The 17,326-nt window shown below is 63.7% G+C and carries 17 protein-coding genes, 1 tRNA gene and 1 pseudogene; 5 read left to right on the forward strand and 14 right to left on the reverse strand.

Annotation, left to right across the window (positions count from 1 at the left end; genetic code table 11):
• Positions 1–53: 53 nt before the first annotated feature.
• The 9 genes from OKW27_RS22445 to OKW27_RS22485 all read right to left on the reverse strand — a co-directional run bounded on the left by OKW27_RS22445 (position 54) and on the right by OKW27_RS22485 (position 8,236).
• Positions 54–542 (reverse strand): metallophosphoesterase family protein, encoded by a 489-nt coding sequence (locus OKW27_RS22445; protein WP_184022172.1) that lies wholly within the window; start codon positions 540–542, stop codon positions 54–56.
• A gap of 8 nt (positions 543–550) precedes the next feature.
• The gene (locus OKW27_RS22450; protein WP_429336648.1) at positions 551–820 is read right to left on the reverse strand and encodes a hypothetical protein; all 270 of its coding nucleotides are present in this window, start codon (positions 818–820) and stop codon (positions 551–553) included.
• Positions 821–822: 2 nt separating this feature from the next.
• The gene (locus OKW27_RS22455) at positions 823–1,398 is read right to left on the reverse strand and encodes a TMEM175 family protein (protein WP_184022166.1); all 576 of its coding nucleotides are present in this window, start codon (positions 1,396–1,398) and stop codon (positions 823–825) included.
• Positions 1,399–1,542: 144 nt separating this feature from the next.
• Positions 1,543–1,896, reverse strand: coding sequence for a cupin domain-containing protein (locus tag OKW27_RS22460; protein WP_429334905.1), 354 nt, complete (start codon positions 1,894–1,896; stop codon positions 1,543–1,545).
• A 28-nt stretch (positions 1,897–1,924) separates the two neighbouring features.
• Complete coding sequence (locus OKW27_RS22465) at positions 1,925–3,322, reverse strand: FAD-containing oxidoreductase (protein ID WP_429334906.1); 1,398 nt, start codon at positions 3,320–3,322, stop codon at positions 1,925–1,927.
• A gap of 169 nt (positions 3,323–3,491) precedes the next feature.
• Complete coding sequence (locus OKW27_RS22470) at positions 3,492–3,680, reverse strand: hypothetical protein (RefSeq protein ID WP_062129896.1); 189 nt, start codon at positions 3,678–3,680, stop codon at positions 3,492–3,494.
• A 136-nt stretch (positions 3,681–3,816) separates the two neighbouring features.
• Positions 3,817–6,132, reverse strand: a complete 2,316-nt coding sequence (locus OKW27_RS22475) for a putative bifunctional diguanylate cyclase/phosphodiesterase (protein WP_429334907.1) — start codon at positions 6,130–6,132, stop codon at positions 3,817–3,819.
• Positions 6,133–6,463: 331 nt separating this feature from the next.
• Positions 6,464–6,754 carry a helix-turn-helix domain-containing protein gene (locus tag OKW27_RS22480; RefSeq protein WP_090800890.1) on the reverse strand — a complete coding sequence of 97 codons (291 nt, stop codon included), beginning with the start codon at positions 6,752–6,754 and terminating at the stop codon, positions 6,464–6,466.
• 48 nt (positions 6,755–6,802) lie between these two features.
• Entirely contained in the window at positions 6,803–8,236 is a 1,434-nt protein-coding gene (locus OKW27_RS22485; RefSeq protein WP_429334908.1) for a PLP-dependent aminotransferase family protein, read from the reverse strand.
• Positions 8,237–8,387: 151 nt separating this feature from the next.
• Between OKW27_RS22485 and OKW27_RS22490 the strand changes: the two genes are divergently transcribed.
• Complete coding sequence (locus OKW27_RS22490) at positions 8,388–10,721, forward strand: FdhF/YdeP family oxidoreductase (protein WP_429334909.1); 2,334 nt, start codon at positions 8,388–8,390, stop codon at positions 10,719–10,721.
• Positions 10,722–10,768: 47 nt separating this feature from the next.
• Here the strand turns inward: OKW27_RS22490 and OKW27_RS22495 are convergent, their stop codons facing one another.
• Positions 10,769–11,272, reverse strand: a complete 504-nt coding sequence (locus tag OKW27_RS22495) for a M48 metallopeptidase family protein (RefSeq protein ID WP_429334910.1) — start codon at positions 11,270–11,272, stop codon at positions 10,769–10,771.
• Positions 11,273–11,530: 258 nt separating this feature from the next.
• Entirely contained in the window at positions 11,531–11,794 is a 264-nt protein-coding gene (locus OKW27_RS22500; RefSeq protein ID WP_429334911.1) for a hypothetical protein, read from the reverse strand.
• A gap of 193 nt (positions 11,795–11,987) precedes the next feature.
• Here OKW27_RS22500 and OKW27_RS22505 point away from each other — a divergent pair, with 193 nt between their 5' ends.
• Positions 11,988–12,137 carry a hypothetical protein gene (locus OKW27_RS22505; RefSeq protein ID WP_429334912.1) on the forward strand — a complete coding sequence of 50 codons (150 nt, stop codon included), beginning with the start codon at positions 11,988–11,990 and terminating at the stop codon, positions 12,135–12,137.
• On the opposite strand, the gene OKW27_RS22510 is transcribed toward OKW27_RS22505, so the two are convergent.
• A complete protein-coding gene (locus OKW27_RS22510) occupies positions 12,131–12,574 on the reverse strand; it encodes a hypothetical protein (protein WP_429334913.1) in 444 nt (147 codons plus the stop codon). The genes OKW27_RS22505 and OKW27_RS22510 overlap by 7 nt on opposite strands.
• Before the next feature lie 351 nt (positions 12,575–12,925).
• Between OKW27_RS22510 and OKW27_RS22515 the strand changes: the two genes are divergently transcribed.
• The gene (locus tag OKW27_RS22515; protein WP_429334914.1) at positions 12,926–13,927 is read left to right on the forward strand and encodes a DUF2515 family protein; all 1,002 of its coding nucleotides are present in this window, start codon (positions 12,926–12,928) and stop codon (positions 13,925–13,927) included.
• 83 nt (positions 13,928–14,010) lie between these two features.
• Positions 14,011–14,556 (forward strand): flagellar biosynthesis sigma factor, encoded by a 546-nt coding sequence (locus OKW27_RS22520; protein ID WP_260330286.1) that lies wholly within the window; start codon positions 14,011–14,013, stop codon positions 14,554–14,556.
• A gap of 152 nt (positions 14,557–14,708) precedes the next feature.
• Here OKW27_RS22520 and OKW27_RS22525 read toward each other — a convergent pair.
• Positions 14,709–15,772: pseudogene (locus OKW27_RS22525) on the reverse strand (tyrosine-type recombinase/integrase).
• 214 nt (positions 15,773–15,986) lie between these two features.
• Positions 15,987–16,071: transfer RNA gene (locus tag OKW27_RS22530), tRNA-Leu, on the reverse strand.
• A gap of 144 nt (positions 16,072–16,215) precedes the next feature.
• Between OKW27_RS22530 and OKW27_RS22535 the strand changes: the two genes are divergently transcribed.
• Positions 16,216–17,310, forward strand: coding sequence for a LacI family DNA-binding transcriptional regulator (locus OKW27_RS22535; RefSeq protein WP_429334915.1), 1,095 nt, complete (start codon positions 16,216–16,218; stop codon positions 17,308–17,310).
• The last annotated feature ends 16 nt before the right edge of the window (positions 17,311–17,326 follow it).

The raw sequence follows: 17,326 nt of genomic DNA on the forward strand, positions 1-17,326 counted from the left end.
CACGCCAGGCGTAGTTTCTGAAGCGGGCCGGCGACATTCGCCGGCCCGCTTTTTTACGTCAGCAGCGAATCGAACGTCGCGCCAACCTGCGCGCCTTCGACGGTCAGCGTGCCCGCGCACACCGGCAGCCTGAAGCGCCGCGGTCCCGCGCTGCCAGGATTGACGTACAGCACGCCGTCGCGCTCGGCGATCGACGGCTTGTGCGAGTGGCCGCTCACCACGACGCGAATGCCATCGTGCTGAGGCACGCAGCCCAGCTCGGCGATATCGTGCACGACCAGAATCGTCACCTGCTGGATCGTCAGCCGCGCATGCGTCGGTAGAGACGCGGCCCAGTCACCGGTATCGTTGTTGCCGCGCACCGCGGTCAGCGGCGCGATCCGCGCGAGCGCGTCGAGCACGTCCGGGTTGCAGATATCGCCCGCGTGAATGATCGCGTCGCAGCCGTCGAGATAGCGCAACGCTTCGGGACGCACGAGGTTGTGCGTATCCGAGATGAGCCCGATGCGGGTAGCGGTCGAAGGTGAGCGATGTGAAGCCATGCGCAGTCTCACTCGGTCTGCGGCTGCGCCAACTCTCGCGCCACCGCCTGAGCACGGCGCTGCCCAGCCAGCATGCGCCGCGTCAACCCCTGCACGACGACCGACACCACCGCCGCGAACGCCGGCCCGCGCTCGACTGCGAGCAGCAGCATGATCGGTCCGGCGACGACCGGCAGTCCCGCGAGCCATCCCGCGACCGACGGCCCCCAGACGCGCGCGGCCGCCGTCAGCGCGGCGAGAAAGGCCGGCACCAGCACGAGCTTCAGCGCGAGCAGCATGCTCAGGCCTCCAGCACGTGTTCGATGCGACGGTCCGGTACGAACCACCACGCGGCGGCGAGCGCGTACAGCACGGCCGACGCCCACGGCACGACGAACGCGAGCCCGATGCCGGTCAGGTAAATGACGACGGAGACCTTGCCCTTGAAGTCGTTGCCGAGCGCTTTGGCCAGCGTCGAGTCGTGTCCATGCTGCGAAATCAGCGTGCGCGTCAGGATGAAATACGCGATCGCCGCCATGAACAGCACGATGCCGTACATCGCGGTCGGCCACGCGGCCAGATGGTTTTCGCCGACCCAGTGCGTCACGGCCGGCAAGAGGGATAGCCAGAACAGCAGATGCAGGTTCGCCCACAACACCTTGCCGTTGACCTTCTGCACCGCATGGAACATGTGATGGTGATTGTTCCAGTAAATGCCGACGTAGACGAAGCTCAGCACGTATGCGCAGAACACCGGTACGACCGGGCGCAGCGCCGCGAGATCGTGGCCTTCGGGCACCTTCAGTTCGAGCACCATGATCGTGATGATGATGGCGATTACGCCATCGCTGAAGGCTTCGACGCGTCCCTTGCCCATGCGAGTCCCGAAGATCAATGCGGTGGGGCGCACAGCCCGCCTTCGCCTTGCGCGCGGGCCGCGCCGCTGCCGATTATCGGTGATGGTGTGAGGATTTGTCGATGCGCGAGAGCCGGCCGCGCGGATGGCTCGATCCGCCGCGGCTCACGGGTAATGGACGGCGAGCCACACGCTCGGCTCGGTGTCGCTCGTCCATGCGACGCGGTGGCGGCAATGTGCCTCGATCAGCACGTGATCGCCGGGCTTCATCCGATGCGGCTGGGGGTCGTCGTCGAATTCGAGCATCGCCGCGCCGGTGAGCAGCACGACCCATTCGGCGCGCGGGCTGTCGTACCAGAAACCGGGCGGACTCGCCTGCCCGGTCGAGACGATCCGCTCGATCGTCACGCCGCCCCGCTCGACGAGCGCGTCGACCTGCTCCTCGGGCGTCGTCCCCAACTGCGCGACGAGGTCGAACAGATTGCCGCTGTTACGTGCGGGTTTGAGCGAGCTTGTCATCAGCGTGTCGCGCCAGCGTCAAGGCAGTTCATTGCATCGGCTCGAGCCCATCGAGCAGCGTCGGCACCAGTTCGCTGATGGTCGGATGCACGTGCATCGCGTATTGCAAAGTCGGATACGGCGCGCCTGCGGTCATGATGTCGACGAACGTATGGATCGCCTCGTCGCCCTCGATGCCGTGAATTGCCGCGCCGAGTATCTGTTTGCTGTTCGCATCGACGAGCGCCTTCATGAAGCCGTCGGTCTCGCCACGCTCGCGCGCACGGCCCACGCGCGACATCGGCATCGTCGCGATCAGCGCTTCGCGGCCGCTGTTGCGCACCTCCTGCTCCGACATGCCGACGCGCGCGAGCGGCGGGTCGACGAACACCGCATACGTCATGATCCGCGTGTCGACGCTGCGCGCGCCGCCGTCGAGCAGGTTCGCCGCGACGATCTGGTAGTCGTCGTAGGACGTGTGCGTGAACGCGCCGCGACCGTTCACGTCGCCGATCGCCCACACGCCCGGCACGCTGGTGCGCAACTGGCCGTCGACGATGATCGTGCCGTGCCGGTCGGTCTCGATGCCGGCGACGTCGAGGCCGAGGTCGTCGGTATTCGGCCTGCGGCCGGTGGCCAACAGCAGGTGCGACGCCTCCATGGCCGGGATGTTCTGCTCGAAGCCGATGCACACGTCGTTCGCGTGATGCGCATGCGGCTCGACGCGCGTCGGCTGCACGCCGAAATGAAACTCGACGCCCTCGCGCGCGAGCACCTTCTGCACCGACTCCGCGAAATCGGCATCCTCGCGGTTCAACACGCGCTCGCCGCGCACCAGCACGCTGACGCGGCTCCCGAAGCGGCGAAACACCTGCGCGAATTCGAGCGCGATATAACTGCCGCCGACGATCACCAGATGATCCGGCAACGCGGTCAGTTCGAGCAGCGTCGAGTTCGTGTAGTACGGAATCCGCTGGATGCCTTCGAGCGGCGGCACGACGGCGCGCGTGCCGGTGTTGATGAAGATTTCGAACGCGCTGAACTCGTTCAGCAATTCCCCGTCGCGCCCGCAGATAGCGAGCGTGCGCGCGCCGGTGAAGCGCGCGTGGCCGTTGAACACCGTGATGTTTTCCGTGCCGCGCAGCCATTTTTCGACGCCGCTGCGCGACTCTCCGATGATCCTGTCCTTGCGCGCCTTCACGGCCGCCAGATCGACGCCGACCGAACCCACCTGCACGCCGAGCTCCGCCGCATGGTGCGCAACGTGCGCCGCGCGGGCGCTCGCCACATAGGATTTGGTCGGCGTGCAGCCGACGTTCACGCAAGTGCCGCCGAACTCCGCGCGTTCGATCACCGCGGTGCGCCGCCCGCTTTGAGCGAGGCGCACGGCGAGCGGCGAACCGCCTTGTCCGGTACCGATCACGACTGCGTCGAAGTGCTGTGGCATGGCAACTCTCCCCGGCTGGGTGCAGGTCGTAGCATCTTACGCTTAGTGCCACGCGCTGCCATGTCATGTCTGATTGCGCGGGCGCTTTGGCGACGGCCCGTCTTCCCACGCGCCGCGCGCGAGGCGGCGCAAATCAGTTGGGATTACTGCGTAAGCTGCGCGGGAAATCTCAGGCGTGGCAATGAACCGCGCAAATCAACTCGCGCGAACGTTGCAGTGCGGCCTGCGCGCCGCGCGCCGCGAACACCCAGCCGACCTGGCCGAGATTGAAGTCCTGCGACACCATCACCTGCATCAGCGCGACCATCGGCAGTACGACCGCTGGCCGGTAAAGCTGGTTTCTGATCAACTCTGACATGACGACCCCCAAACGCGGGGCGCCGCTTCGGCACCGCGCACCAATAATGTTTCGATGGGGGAATTTTAGGGAGTGCGTCGCCGCCGATAAATAGCGGCAACGCGAAGTCACTTGTTCGGCAATCTGAACAATCGCGTCAGGACGCCTTCGCCATGCCGATCAGCTGCGCGTCGTACAGCGTGCGCGCATACGCGCTCGCGCCGACCGGCCGGCTGTACAGGTAGCCCTGCTGCTTGTCGCAATCGATCGCGCGCAGGAACGCCGCCTGCTCGGCGGTCTCGACGCCCTCGGCGGTGACGTTCATGCCGAGCGAGTGCGCCATCGCGACGACCGCCTGCGTGATCGCGACCGAATCGCGATGATCGGGCAGCCCCGCGACGAACGACCGGTCGATCTTCAGGTTATGCAGCGGAAAGCGCTTCAGGTACGACAGCGACGAATAACCGGTGCCGAAATCGTCGACCGAGACGCGCACGCCCATTGCGTTCAGCGCGCTCAGCATAGGCAGCACGGTATCGCTGTCGCTCATCAGCAATCGCTCGGTGATCTCGAGTTCGAGCGCGGCCGGTTCGAGCCCGGACTGCGCAAGACAACGTTCGATGCGCTCGAGCAGCCCGTCGTTGAACTGCCGCGGCGACAGATTGACCGCGACGATCAGATGCGGCGCGAGCGAGCGCCGCCACTGCGCGACCTGCTGGCAGGCGTGCTCGAGCACCCAGTCGCCGATCTCGACGATCAGCCCGGCATCCTCGGCGACCGGAATGAATTCGCCCGGCGACACGTTGCCGAGCTCGCTGTTGTACCAGCGCAGCAGCGCTTCCGCACCGATCGTGCGGCCGCTCTGGCTATCGACGATCGGCTGGTACACGAGGCTCAGCTCGTTGGCCGCGAGCGCGCGCCGCAGCGACTGTTCGATCGTGAAACGCCGCTGCAGATGCTGGTTCAGCTCGGCGGTGAAGAACTGGAAGTTGTTGCGGCCGCGCTGCTTCGCGTGATACATCGCCGAATCGGCGTTGCGCATCAGCGTCGCGACGTCCTGGCCGTCTTCGGGAAACAGGCTGATGCCGATCGACGCGCCCAGGTAGTACTCGTTGCCCGCCACCGCGAACGGCACCGCGATCATGTCCAGAATGCGGTGCGCGAGGCCGATCAGCTCGCCGGTATTGCCGTACGCACTGGCGACGATCACGAACTCGTCGCCGCCGACGCGCGCCAGCGTGTCGCCGCACCCGACGCAGGCCGACAGCCGTTCGGCGACGCTGCACAGCAAGGCGTCGCCGGCTTCGTGACCGGCGGTGTCGTTGACCTTCTTGAAGCTGTCGAGATCGACGAACAGCACGGCGACGCTGGTGAGCTCGCCGTCATGGTCGCCGGCGGCGCGCGGCGCGAACAGGTCGCGCATCCGCTCGGTCAGGTAGGCGCGGTTGTAGAGGCCGGTCAGCGAATCGCGCGTGGCGAGGTACTTCAACTGGCGCTGCGCCTCGCGCACCGGCCCGATGTCGGAAAACGAAATCAGCACGGAGTCCGGCTCGCTGTCGCCGGGCCGCAGGATCGGCACGACGTTCTGCGTGATCCACACGACCTCGCCGCCGATCAGTTCGAGGCCGACCGTCACGCCGAGCATCGGCTTGCCGGTCGCAAAGACCTGCGAGACCGGACGGTTGACTTCGCCGATGACCGAGCCGTCCTCGCCGAACGCGCGTGTCATCACGGTCCGCATGCTGCTGCCGACGACCTCCGGTGTCACGTGCAGCATGCGCTGCGCACTCGGATTACAGGCGAGCACGATGCCGGTGCGCGACTGCACGACGATGCCCTCGCTGAGATGATCGACGACCAGCCGGTGACGCTCCTCGCTATGCGCGAGGCGCTGCGCCATCGCGTCCTGATGGACCGCAAGGCCGACGCTGCTGCCGATGTCGCGCAGCATCGCCTCTTCCTCGGGGGTCGGACAGCGGGTGGCGCGGTAGTAGACGGCGAACGCGCCGAGCACAATGCCCGCGTCGTTTTCGAAGGGCACGGACCAGCATGCGCGCAAGCCGTGCGGCAACGCGAAATCGCGGAAGTTTTCCCACAGCGGATCGGATTCGATGTCGTCGACGATCACCAGACGCCGCTCGAACATCGCCGTGCCGCACGAGCCGACGCGCGGACCGATCGCCGCGCCCTCGATCGCGGCGCTGTACGCGGGCGGCAGCGACGGCGCGCCGCCGACGCGCACATGCACGCCGTCCGGGTCGAGCAGCAGGATCGAGCAGCACGCGCCGTCGCCGAGCAGCGCCTCGGCGCGACGGCAGACTTCGTCGAGCAGCTCGGGCAGCGGCGTGTTGCGGGTGATCAGCCGCAATACGCCGCGCTCGGACGCGAGTACCTCCTCGGCCCGTTCCGGCCGGTAGCGGGCGCCCTCCGGCGCAGCTGTCGTCGTGCCACGTGATGTTGCTTCGCAAAGCATAGTTGCGCCCCCCAAACCCAACATCGGCAAGTTAGTGTACGCGGCACACCGGGGTTTACGCTAAGTCCAGCGTGAAAATCTGCCATGCATCGCGTGCGGACGGCTCCGGTGTGGCGTGCCAGCATCGGTTGATGCCGGTACCACGGGCGACGGCAGTGCGGGCGCCGTCTGTTCGTGGCCCGCAGGCGCCGGCAGCGGCTCGACGCTGGGCCGGCCGCGGCAGACTGCGACGGCCCATTTGGTTCGGCGGCGGATGCCCGGCGCCCGGTCGCGGCGGCGGGGGCGGCGCATGACGCGCAATTGCGCGCCGGCGGCAGTTGCGCCGGGACGCTCAGCCGGCGGCCGACGGCTCGCCGCCCTCGCTCGTGCCGAACAGCTCCGCGCAAAGCTGCGCGCCGATTTCGCTCAGCGACGCGGCTCCGGTGCCATCGTCGTGGAACATCGTATCGACGAGACCGCTTCCTGAGAGCGCCGTCAATTGCCGCCGCAAGCTGCTCATCGGCACGCCGGCCTGCTTCGACAGCTTCGCGAGCGACCACGCGCGCCAGGGTGTCTCGCGATGCGCGCGCCATAGCTGCGCGAGTATCGCGGCGAGTTGCGGGTCGATGTCGTCGTCATCCATGTCGGTCTACCTGTCGTGATGTGTCGTTTTGCATCGCCGTGGCGCCTGTCACGCCATCGCCGTAGCCAGCTCACCGAGCGTCTTCAACGCCGCTTCGGCCTGCGCGGTCCACGGATAGCTGTAGTTGAGCCGGATGAAGTGCCGAAAATCGTTGCGCGTCGAAAACATCATCCCCGGCCCGACCGTGATCCCGCGTTCGAGCGCCGCCCGATAAAGCCGCATCGAATCGATCGCAACGGGCAACTCGACCCACAGTACGTAGCCGCCCCGCGGCGTCGACACGCGCGTGCCGACCGGGAAAAAGCGCAGCACCAGCGCGCTCATGATGCTCGCCTGCTGCCGGTACACGCGGCGCAGGTGCCGCAGATGGCGGTCATAGCCGTCCTGACGCAAATAATCGGCGACCGCGATCTGGGGCACCGACGGCGTCGTCAGCGTATTCAGGAACTTGAGCTTCTCGACCTGCGCGCGATAGCGCCCCGGCAGCGCCCAGCCGATCCGGTATGAGGCCGTCAGGCTTTTCGAAAACGACGCACAGTGCAGCACGAGCCCCTGGGTGTCGAAGGTCTTCAGCGTCGACGGCCGCGTGTCGCCGAAATACAGCTCCTGGTAGACATCGTTCTCGATCGCCGGAATCTCGTGCGCGGCCAGCAGTTCGACCAGTTGCCGCTTGCGCTCGTCGGACATGCAGAAACCGAGCGGATTCTGGAAATTCGGCATCACCATGCACGCGGCGATCTTCTGCCGCGCGATCGCCTTCGCGAGCGCGTCGATATCGATGCCGTCGACCGGATGCGTCGCCACCTCGATCGCGCGCATGCCGAGGCGCTCGATGGCGTGCAGCATCGCGTAGTAGGTCGGCGACTCGACCGCGACGGTGTCGCCGGGCTTGGCGACCGCCTGCAGGCTCAGGTTGATCGCCTCGGTCGCGCCGAGCGTGATCACGATTTCGCCCGGATCGACCGGCAGACCGTTTTCCGCATAGCGCCGCGCGATCTGCCGGATCAGCTCGGGGTTGCCCGGCGGCAGATCGTCGATCAGATTCCAGCTCGCGTGCCGCCGCGCGATCGCGTTGGCGTACTGGTTGATGCGCCGCCACGGGAACAGCGACGGATCGGGATACGGCGAGCCGAACGGCACGGCGTCGTGCGCGCGGATGCTGCGTAGCGTCGACAGCACGAGCCGGCTCACGTCGACCGTCGCGGGCACCGGCGGCGGCGCGGACTTGCGGCCCGCGCGGGCCGCGGCGGGCGCCGGCGCGAGCGCCCGCGCGGCCGCGTCGCGCACGAAATAGCCCGACTGCGGCCGGCTTTCGACGATGCCGCGGCTCTCCAGCAGCGCATACGCGTGCAGCACCGTCTTGATGCTGACGCCGTGCTGCTGGCTCGCCTGTCGCACCGACGCAACCCGCTCGCCGGCCGCGAACACGCCGCGGCGCACGGCTTCGGTGATTTCGTCGGCGAGTTTTTCGTAGAGCTTCATGCGATCCGAGTGGATTCGGGCGGCTTCAGGCATCGTCGCGCAACTGTACTCCTATTCTTTCCGATTTTCTGTACCCGACGTAGTTTATGGAACACAGTACGCTCTCCGGCATTGGTCTGCAAAGCCTGTCGAATCTTTCCACCGCCACGTCATGAAGAACGAAACACAAGCCGAAGCCCGCATCGAGCCGTACAAGCACCCCGCCGCTGGCTGGGGCGCGCTGAAGTATGTCGCCATCAACCTGCTCAAGGAGAAGGTCGCGGGCGGCAACTACCGCACGCTGCTCAAGCAGAACCAGCCTGACGGCTTCGACTGCCCCGGCTGCGCGTGGCCGGATCGCGAGCACGCGTCGACATTCGAGTTCTGCGAAAACGGCGTGAAGGCCGTGGCCGCCGAGGCCACCGGCAAGCGCGTGACGCCCGCGTTCTTCGAGCGGCACAGCGTCACGGAGCTGATGACGCAATCCGACTTCGAACTCGAGCAGCACGGCCGCCTGACCGATCCGCTCGTCTACGACGCCGCGCGCGACCGCTATGTGCCGATCGGCTGGGACGACGCATTCGCGCTGATCGCGAGCCATCTGAAGCGTCTCGACGATCCTGACCGCGCCGCGTTCTATACCTCGGGCCGCGCGAGCAACGAAGCCGCGTTCCTGTACCAGCTGTTCGTGCGCATGTACGGCACCAACAATTTTCCCGATTGCTCGAACATGTGCCACGAGGCGACGAGCCGTGGCCTGCCGCACACGGTCGGCATCGGCAAGGGCACGGTCACGCTCGATGACTTCGAACACGCGGATACGCTGCTGATCTTCGGCCAGAATCCGGCCACCAACCATCCGCGCATGCTCGGCGAGCTGCGCGAATGCGCGAAGCGCGGCGCCACGATCGTGTCGATCAATCCGCTGAAGGAGCGCGGCCTCGAACGCTTCGCGAGCCCGCAGCATCCGGTCGAAATGCTGACGATGGGCAGCACGAAAATCAGCTCGGTATTCATCCGTCCGAAGGTCGGCGGCGATTTCGCGCTGATCAAGGGCGTCGCCAAACGCGTGCTCGAACTGGATGACGAAGCGCTCGTGTCGGGCCTCGAGCGCGTGCTCGACTTCGGCTTCATCGCCCAGCACACAGTCGGCTTCGCTGCCTTCGCCGACGATCTGCGCGCCGAGCGCTGGGACACGATCGTCGCCGAGGCAGGCGTGCCGCTCGACGAGGTGCTGAAGCTCGCCGATATCTACGTGAAGGGCCGCGCGGTGATTTCGACCTGGGGCATGGGTCTCACGCAGCACAAGAACTCGGTCGCGACGGTACAGCTGCTGTCGAATCTGATGATGATGCGCGGCAATATCGGCCGGCGCGGCGCGGGGCTGTGCCCGGTGCGCGGCCACTCGAACGTGCAGGGCGACCGCACGGTCGGTATCGAAGAAAAGCCTACTGAAGCGTTTCTCGACAAGCTCGGCGCAGCCTACGACTTCGCGCCGCCGCGCGAGCACGGACTCGACGTCGTCAACACGATTCAGGCGATGCTCGACGGCAAGGTGAAGGTATTCATCGGGCTGGGCGGCAATTTCTCGATCGCGACGCCGGACACGCCGCGCACGTGGGACGCGATGCGCGCATGCGATCTGACCGTGCACGTGACGACGAAGCTCAATCGCAGCCACCTCGTGCATGGCCGCGACGCGCTGATCCTGCCGACGCTCGGACGCACCGAGATCGATGTTCAGAACGGCGTGGCGCAAGGCGTCAGCGTCGAGGATTCGATGAGCATGGTGCACATCTCGTATGGGATGAACAAGCCGGCGTCGGACAATCTGCTTTCCGAAGTGGCGATCGTCGCGCGCATGGCGCATGCGACTTTGGGCAGCGGCAAGGTGGACTGGCTCGCCCATGCGGCCGACTACGCGCTGATTCGCGACGGCATCGCGAAGGTGATCGACGGTTTCGACGACTACAACGAGCGTCTGAAGAAGCCGGGCGGCTTCCATCTCGGCGTCGCATCGCGCGATCGCATCTGGAAAACGCCGAGCGGCAAGGCACAGTTCATCGTCCACGCGATCGCGCTCGACACGCCGATTCATCAGGCGAAGAAGCAACATGGCGAACGCCTGCTGACGCTGATGACCACCCGCTCACATGATCAGTACAACACGACGATTTACGGTCTCGACGATCGCTATCGCGGCGTGTACGGACAGCGGCGCGTGCTGTTCGCCAACAAGGACGATCTCGCGATGCTCGGGTTCGCGGCTGGTCAGCGCGTCGATATCACGAGCGTGTGGGCCGATGGCATCGAGCGACGTGTGGACGGTTTTCTGCTCGTCGAGTACGACATTCCGCGCGGCTGCCTCGGCGCTTATTATCCGGAGACGAATCCGCTGGTGCCGCTCTCCTCGGTCGCAGATGGCGCGGGTACGCCGACGTCGAAGTCGATTCCGGTGTTGTTGACGGCGTCGATGGTGGAGGATGCCGCGGAACTGGCGGCTTGAAGTCAGCTCCGTTTGTCGCGCCTGCCGCGCCCGCCGCGCGGCGTACCTCACACGGTCTTCTTCGCCAGATCGCGATGTGTCAGATACAGACGTAGATCGAATTCGATCTGTTGGTAACCCGGCTGCATGAACTCGCACAGACGATAGAACGCTTTGTTGTGGTCGCTTTCTTTCAGATGAGCGAGTTCGTGCACGACGATCATCTTCAGAAACTCCGGCGCCGCGGCCTTGAATAACGACGCGATGCGGATTTCCTTCTTCGCTTTCAGCTTGCTGCCGTGCACGCGCGAAATGCTCGTGTGCAGGCCGAGCGCGTGACGCATCACGTCGAGTTTGCTGTCGTAAGTGACCTTGTCGATCTGATCCGCGCTGCGCAGGTGTTCGCGTTTGAGTTCCGCGCAGTACTCGTAGAGCGCGCGGTCGGTTTGCACCTCGTGCGTGCTCGGGTACTTCTGCGCGACGTAGGAGCCGAGCTGATCGGCGGCGATCAGCTTTCTCACCTTGTCTTGCAGCGGTGCGGGGTAGCCGGTGAGGTATTTGAGGGGGGACATGAAGGCGGAGTGAGGTTGGCGGGGGTGATGTTACGCATGGTCCGGCCTGGCGACAAGTTTGATTCTTTCCGGACGACTTAAGGCGCGTAGGCGTGCATGTTGTCGATGATTTCACCGCCTGATTCAACGCCTCCCTCGTCGTGCAAGATGGCGTTGTCGTCACCGCGCAATTGATTCGCTCGCTTCATCGCATCAATCACCCTGCATGCTTGACGTCGAGCGACTACAAGAAATCCGACTCCGCTGAGGCGGTACGGCTTACGGCAGAGCGAACTGATCCGGCCTCACGCGCAAACGCTGCTTCACTTCGGGGTGATATATCGAGAGGATGCCAAGCGCACAGGCCCCGAGGCAGTTGGCGACATTCTCTGTCAGTTCATCACCTGGAATGGCGTCAAGCCGCCAAGGCGCTACCACGGCATTCTCGCGCAGTTCCGCAAGATCTGAGTCTTTGAGCGAGCACATTTCGAATTGCCGAAGTTCGTCGTTGTATGAGATGACGAACGATTGTGGGGCGACCATGCTTAGTATCATCGGCAGTGGTTACGGGGTGTGAATTGCACTATTCGCCAGACGGCTTCGCTGGTGTCCAGACCATCGGGGCTTCAGTCGTGATCTGCAAGCGAGACCTCAAGTCAGGATTCGAAGCGGCAAGGCTCAGGACCGCCAAGCCCCCCAGCTTCCGCGCGTCCTCGTCTGTAAATGGAGCGTCGGAGTGGCCAGCGGCATCCGGCGGCACGCTGATTGCCATGACGCGATCAATCGCGGTTTGAACGAACTGTCGCGGCACAACGCAGAATTTCACCTGTCCCGTGTGTTCGTCGAAAAAACTGATAAACGCGGTTTGTCGTTGACTCATCAATAACCTCTACAGGTCTGGTAATTCGCGAATGCCCGTTGCGCGCACAGCGCATAAGTGCGCGGGTCTTGGAATATTGCGCCAGCAGCAGAACACGCTGTCATTTCCGCATGATATATCGCGTCGCACTCAGTTTCCTCGGCCGCGCTGACTCCGCGCGCCGCGATCTGCTGCACATCGCCGCTCAGCGCGTCCGGTGCGTACTCCAACGGCTTTGCATTGCCGAGATTCTGCGGCACGCGCGGACTGTTGCCATGGAGCGAGCTTGCCATGTCCGCCTCGGCCGGTTGTTGTGTGCGGGCAGGCGCTGGACCCGAACCTTTTTCCCGCTGCTTGCGTATCGCCTCCACACACTTGCGCATGTCGTCCCGCTCGGGCACAAACAGCAGGTTGCCGTTCTTTACTTCGTCGTACAGGGCTTTGGCGACCTGATGGTTGGTCATCCTGTACATATGAAAGCGGTTGTCACTCCCCCCGACAACGGCGACAGCGACCGCTGGCTCTTTGTTATCGCGCCGCCGCTCACGACTCACTAAACCCGATGGTCACCGTCACCATTGTTTTGACAATCGTTAAACAAAATATCGAACCTGTCCTATTGAATGCCCCTCCTGTTTGCGCTAGCTTGGCGCAGGGTGATCCGCAGCGCTCACCCGTCGAAGGTGGGGCCATTTTATGATTCGCTCACGAACCGGAGAGCCGAGAGAATCGGCATGCCCTCACCCAGAACTGCGTGCCGAAATATGGCATCGGCCTGACGCGGCATCAGGACAACACCAACGCGAATAACGAAGATGCAAAAGTGCGATAACCCAAGGTGTCCGGTCTGTTACCCGAACTGGAAAGAGGAAGAGGCCGCCGCAAAAAAGCGAACGGAAGATGACAAGCAGGACTGTATCGACTGCTGGCGCTTCTATCAGAAGAAGGCCGAGGCCATCGTATCCGTTGACGATCCGGTTGCGCGTAACCGCAGCATCAATGCGGCGTATGCGCAACTCTGGTGGGATGACCGACGTTTCCAGTGGGCCGGACTCGCGGCGTTCGCGTCGAAGCAGGTAGGATGCGGGCTGCTAAATGCCGCCGAGATGATCGGCAAATCGGCTTCGGACAGCGTTGCCAATTTGCGCAAGGTAGCGAGTGTTGGCCCGGCTGCATGGATGACGGCCTACGGGGCACAGTCGGCGGTGAGCGCTGCGACCGCCGAAAGCGGTACCAAGGTCTATCAGATGCTGGCAAAGGGCAACACGTCGCTGTTTCTCGACGTTTGGCCGCTGCATATGTTCTACAAGAAGTTTGGGCTTGCGCGATTAAAGCGATGCTTACCCGAACGCAAACTCTTGCGCGGTTCCGTCCTGTGGCCGATTGAGAACAGTGTTCCGTTCGCGGAGGAAAGGCCTCAGATTTTGAGCGCCTTCTCCGCAATTGATAGTGGCCGCATTGCAGATGGTGTCAAAGACTTGGCAATACACGAGCAAATCAACATCTTGCAACCGGCCATGTACAACGATCCAACATTCGCGTTGCTGATGCGCGCCAACCAGTTCGCATGGGCATTGCATATTCCGACTGGATCGGCGCGGGAAATCCAGCTTGCCTTTGCGAATCAGTGTACGGTGACGGGGGCCAACGCCAAGAACGAAAGATTCAGCAAGGAGCCTCTCGCAAATCTTGCCGATCCACAGCAGCGCATGGCATTTGTTTTGCGAGCCGCACAGCGTTTCGACCAACTGCTACACGATCCGCTTAAGAAATATGACGTAGAAAATTCCCTTTATCTCATCGCGCATGCAAGGTAAACATGCTGAGTCGAAAAATCAGGTGGCCTGGATATCTCGTTTGCACCGTAGTTGGCTGCGCTGCCTTATGGGGACTGCTCGCAATGGCAAATCCTGTTGATGAGGTCGTGCTGACGCTAGGGGAACCCTATGAACAGGTGCGTAAGCAATCGCACTCGACGTTACCGCCGATTGAACCCAATACAAGCTGGGCTGGGGTGCTGATACGTCCTGCAAAACTCCGATTTGTTGATCCACACTATGATTTCGTAACGCCGGCCGCGAAGTTTTTCATGGTTCAGTACGACCAGCAAGGCAAGGTCGAATCACTTGTACTCTCGCCGCAAGTCGAAACATTACCGCTTGACGAATCAATGGCGATCCTCACGGACCTACAGAACCAATTCAGGCGGGGCGGGTGGAAACCTTTTCACTCTTCGACCAATCGCCCCATCGAAGACACTCAGGCGACACGCAATACAATTCGGGCGTGCGACGCACCCACGACACGATGGCAGGCCGGCAACAAATATCAGGTTTCACTCAATATCCGGTGCTTTCGGACAGACGACCGACCAAACGACGAGCGCTACCTGATTACCCTCGACCTTAATTTTCCGGTGTTTGAGGATAACAGCGACGACTATTAACCGGTAGTTCGCGAAGCCGGTGAGTACAAGTGGTCCCGCTCCGGCGGGACTTTCTGTTTAATGTCACGTAGGTCTCAGTGAGCAAAGACATGCGCCGCCCACGCTTCCATCGTCGGGCGGCGCTGTTCCAAAAGATTGTCCCGCTGAGGTAGTCAGGCGACCGTCCCGCCTTTGATCGGAATGACTTCGGCCCCGGCCTTGATCCGGGGTCACGGTAATCGGCCCACTCCTGCATCATCTCGCGGCGCTCGCGAATGAATTTTGTGCGGTTGTACGCCGAACCAAGGTTATCCGGTACGGCGTGCGCGTCGCGCGCGCCTGGGAACACGTAGCGGCCGCTACCCGTCAGCGCCCGCAGTTCGCGCAGGATCGCGACGGCCTGTGCCGCCAGTGGCACAAGATGATCCGTGTTGGTTTTCGTGACGCGGTAGCGCCATTCCCCCTTGTCCAGATCGATCTGCGCCCATTCAGCCTGTCTCAGTTCGCCGGGACGCACAAACAGCATGGGCGCGAGCCTGAGCGCGCACAAAACCGGGAACGTGCCGGAAAAGGCATCGAAGGCCCGCAACATCTCCGAGACCTTGGCGGGCTCGGTGATCGAGGCGAAATGCGTTGTCTGTGCAGGCGGTATTGCGCCAACCAGATCGCGTGCCGGATCGGTTTTGCAATAGCCCTCCTTGATCGCGAAACGGAACACAGGGCTTGCTTCGCTGCGCAGACGGTGAGCCGTAAAGCGGGCGCCCCGGCTATCCACGCGTTTAAGGACTGCCAGAATCTCGGGTGCGTCAATTTCCGCGATGGGTCGCTTGCCAAGCTAGGAAAACGCGTCATTCCTGAAACGCGCAAGCGTTTTTTCACACTGCCCGCTTTCAACGGACTGACCGCGCTCTTCCATCCAGGCGAGCGCAACGGCTTCGAATGAATTGGCAGCAGCAAGGCGGGCGGCGCGTTTCCCGGCCTTTTTGGCTTCCCCCGGATCAATGTTTGCTGCCAGTTTTTCGCGGGCGTCGTCCCGACGCTTGCGGGCATCGGCAAGCGGCACGTCTGGATAGACGCCAAGTGCGGGGCTCTTTTCCTTTCCGGCAAAACGGTACTTGAAAATCCATCGCTTGCTGCCCGTTGGCGTGACAAGCAGCAGCAGGCCGCCACCGTCGTACAGCTTCTGCTGTTTTTCACCCGGCTTCGTGTTACGGATCGTGGCATCGGTCAGCGCCATGTCTGCGTCTTCGGTTGTCGCGCCGCTGCGGGGGTCGTTTTCCATCCGACGGGCGCTTGAAATCCGACGGGCGCTTGAATCGTGGCAACCCCCGAAACGACCCCCTGGGTTGTAATCGCTGGTGAACCCTTGGAGACTACAGCAAACAAAAGCCCCGCTCAGCGCTAGCTGTCGGGGCTTCGTGGTGAACCGTTGAAATCCGTTGGCGAGTATTTGGTGCCGGGGACCGGACTTGAACCGGCAAGCCCGAAGGCGGCGGATTTTAAGTCCGCTATGTTTACCAATTTCATCACCCCGGCAGAGGTGGCAATCGCGCGTGGTCGCGAATTCTACCATCGCCTCCCGGCAGCCCCAAAAAAGCGCCCGACACCCGCATTCATCCCCAAGTCACAAACGTTGCCGATAATCCGCTCACGAAAACGATTACAGCGGGCCGAAAACCGATGACGCCGACGATCAAGGATGTCGCCGCCCACGCGGGCTTTTCCATCGCCACGGTATCGCGCGCGATCAACGCGCCGCACACCGTGAACCCCGTCACGCTCGACAAGGTACGTCAGTCGATCGACGCGCTGAACTTCCGCCCGAGCCCGCTCGGCCGGCAATTGCGCGGCGAGCGCACGCGCCTCGTGGGTGTCGTCCTGCCGACGCTAGCGAACCCGGTGTTCGCCGAATGCCTGCAAGGCATCGACGATCTCGCGTCAGCGCAAGGCTATCGGCTGATGCTGATGACCACGCAGTACGACGTGGACCGTGAACGTCACGCAATCGAAACGCTGCGCGAGCATCGCGTCGAAGGACTGATCCTGACCGTCGCCGATGCCGACACCCATCCGCTGCTCGACGAACTCGACCGCGACGGCCTGCTATACGTGCTGATGCACAACGACACGGTGCGCCGCCCGTCGGTGTCGGTCGACAATCGCCTCGCCGCCTACGACGGCGTGCGCCGGCTCATCGCGCACGGCCATCGCCACATCCTGATGCTGGCCGGCTCGTTCGCGGCCTCGGATCGCGCGCGTCAGCGTCATCTCGGCTACACGCAGGCGATGCAGCAGGCCGGCCTCACGGCCGCGCCCGCGCTCGAAGTCGATTTCAACGCCGACGAACTCGCGCCGTCCGTGCTCGCGCATCTGACGCACGGCGCAAACCGTCCGACCGCCCTCTTCTGCAGCAACGATCTGCTCGCGATGGTCGTGATGCGCGGCCTGCGCCGCGCGCGTCTGAGGATTCCGCAGGACATGTCGATTCTCGGCTTCGACGGCCTCGCAATGGGCGAACTGCTGTCGCCGGCGCTCGCGAGCATCTGCGCGCCGAATCGCGAAATCGGCTGTGCGGCGTGGCAGCGCTTGCTCGCACGCATCGGCGGCGCGCGCGACGAGCGCGCGTTCTGCGCAACCTCGCGCGCGTTGACGCTGCCGCACAGCTTGCGCGAAGGCGCGACGATCGCGGCGCTCGGCTCGCACGCGAATCTCGACGGAGCGTCGCCCACCCACGTCCCGAGCGCTGCGGCCGCCACCGAAAAGCCGCTCGCATAAGAAGCCCAATGAAGGC

The organism is Paraburkholderia sp. 35.1 (assembly GCF_050436525.1).
Taxonomy (GTDB): Bacteria; Pseudomonadota; Gammaproteobacteria; order Burkholderiales; family Burkholderiaceae; genus Paraburkholderia; species Paraburkholderia tuberum.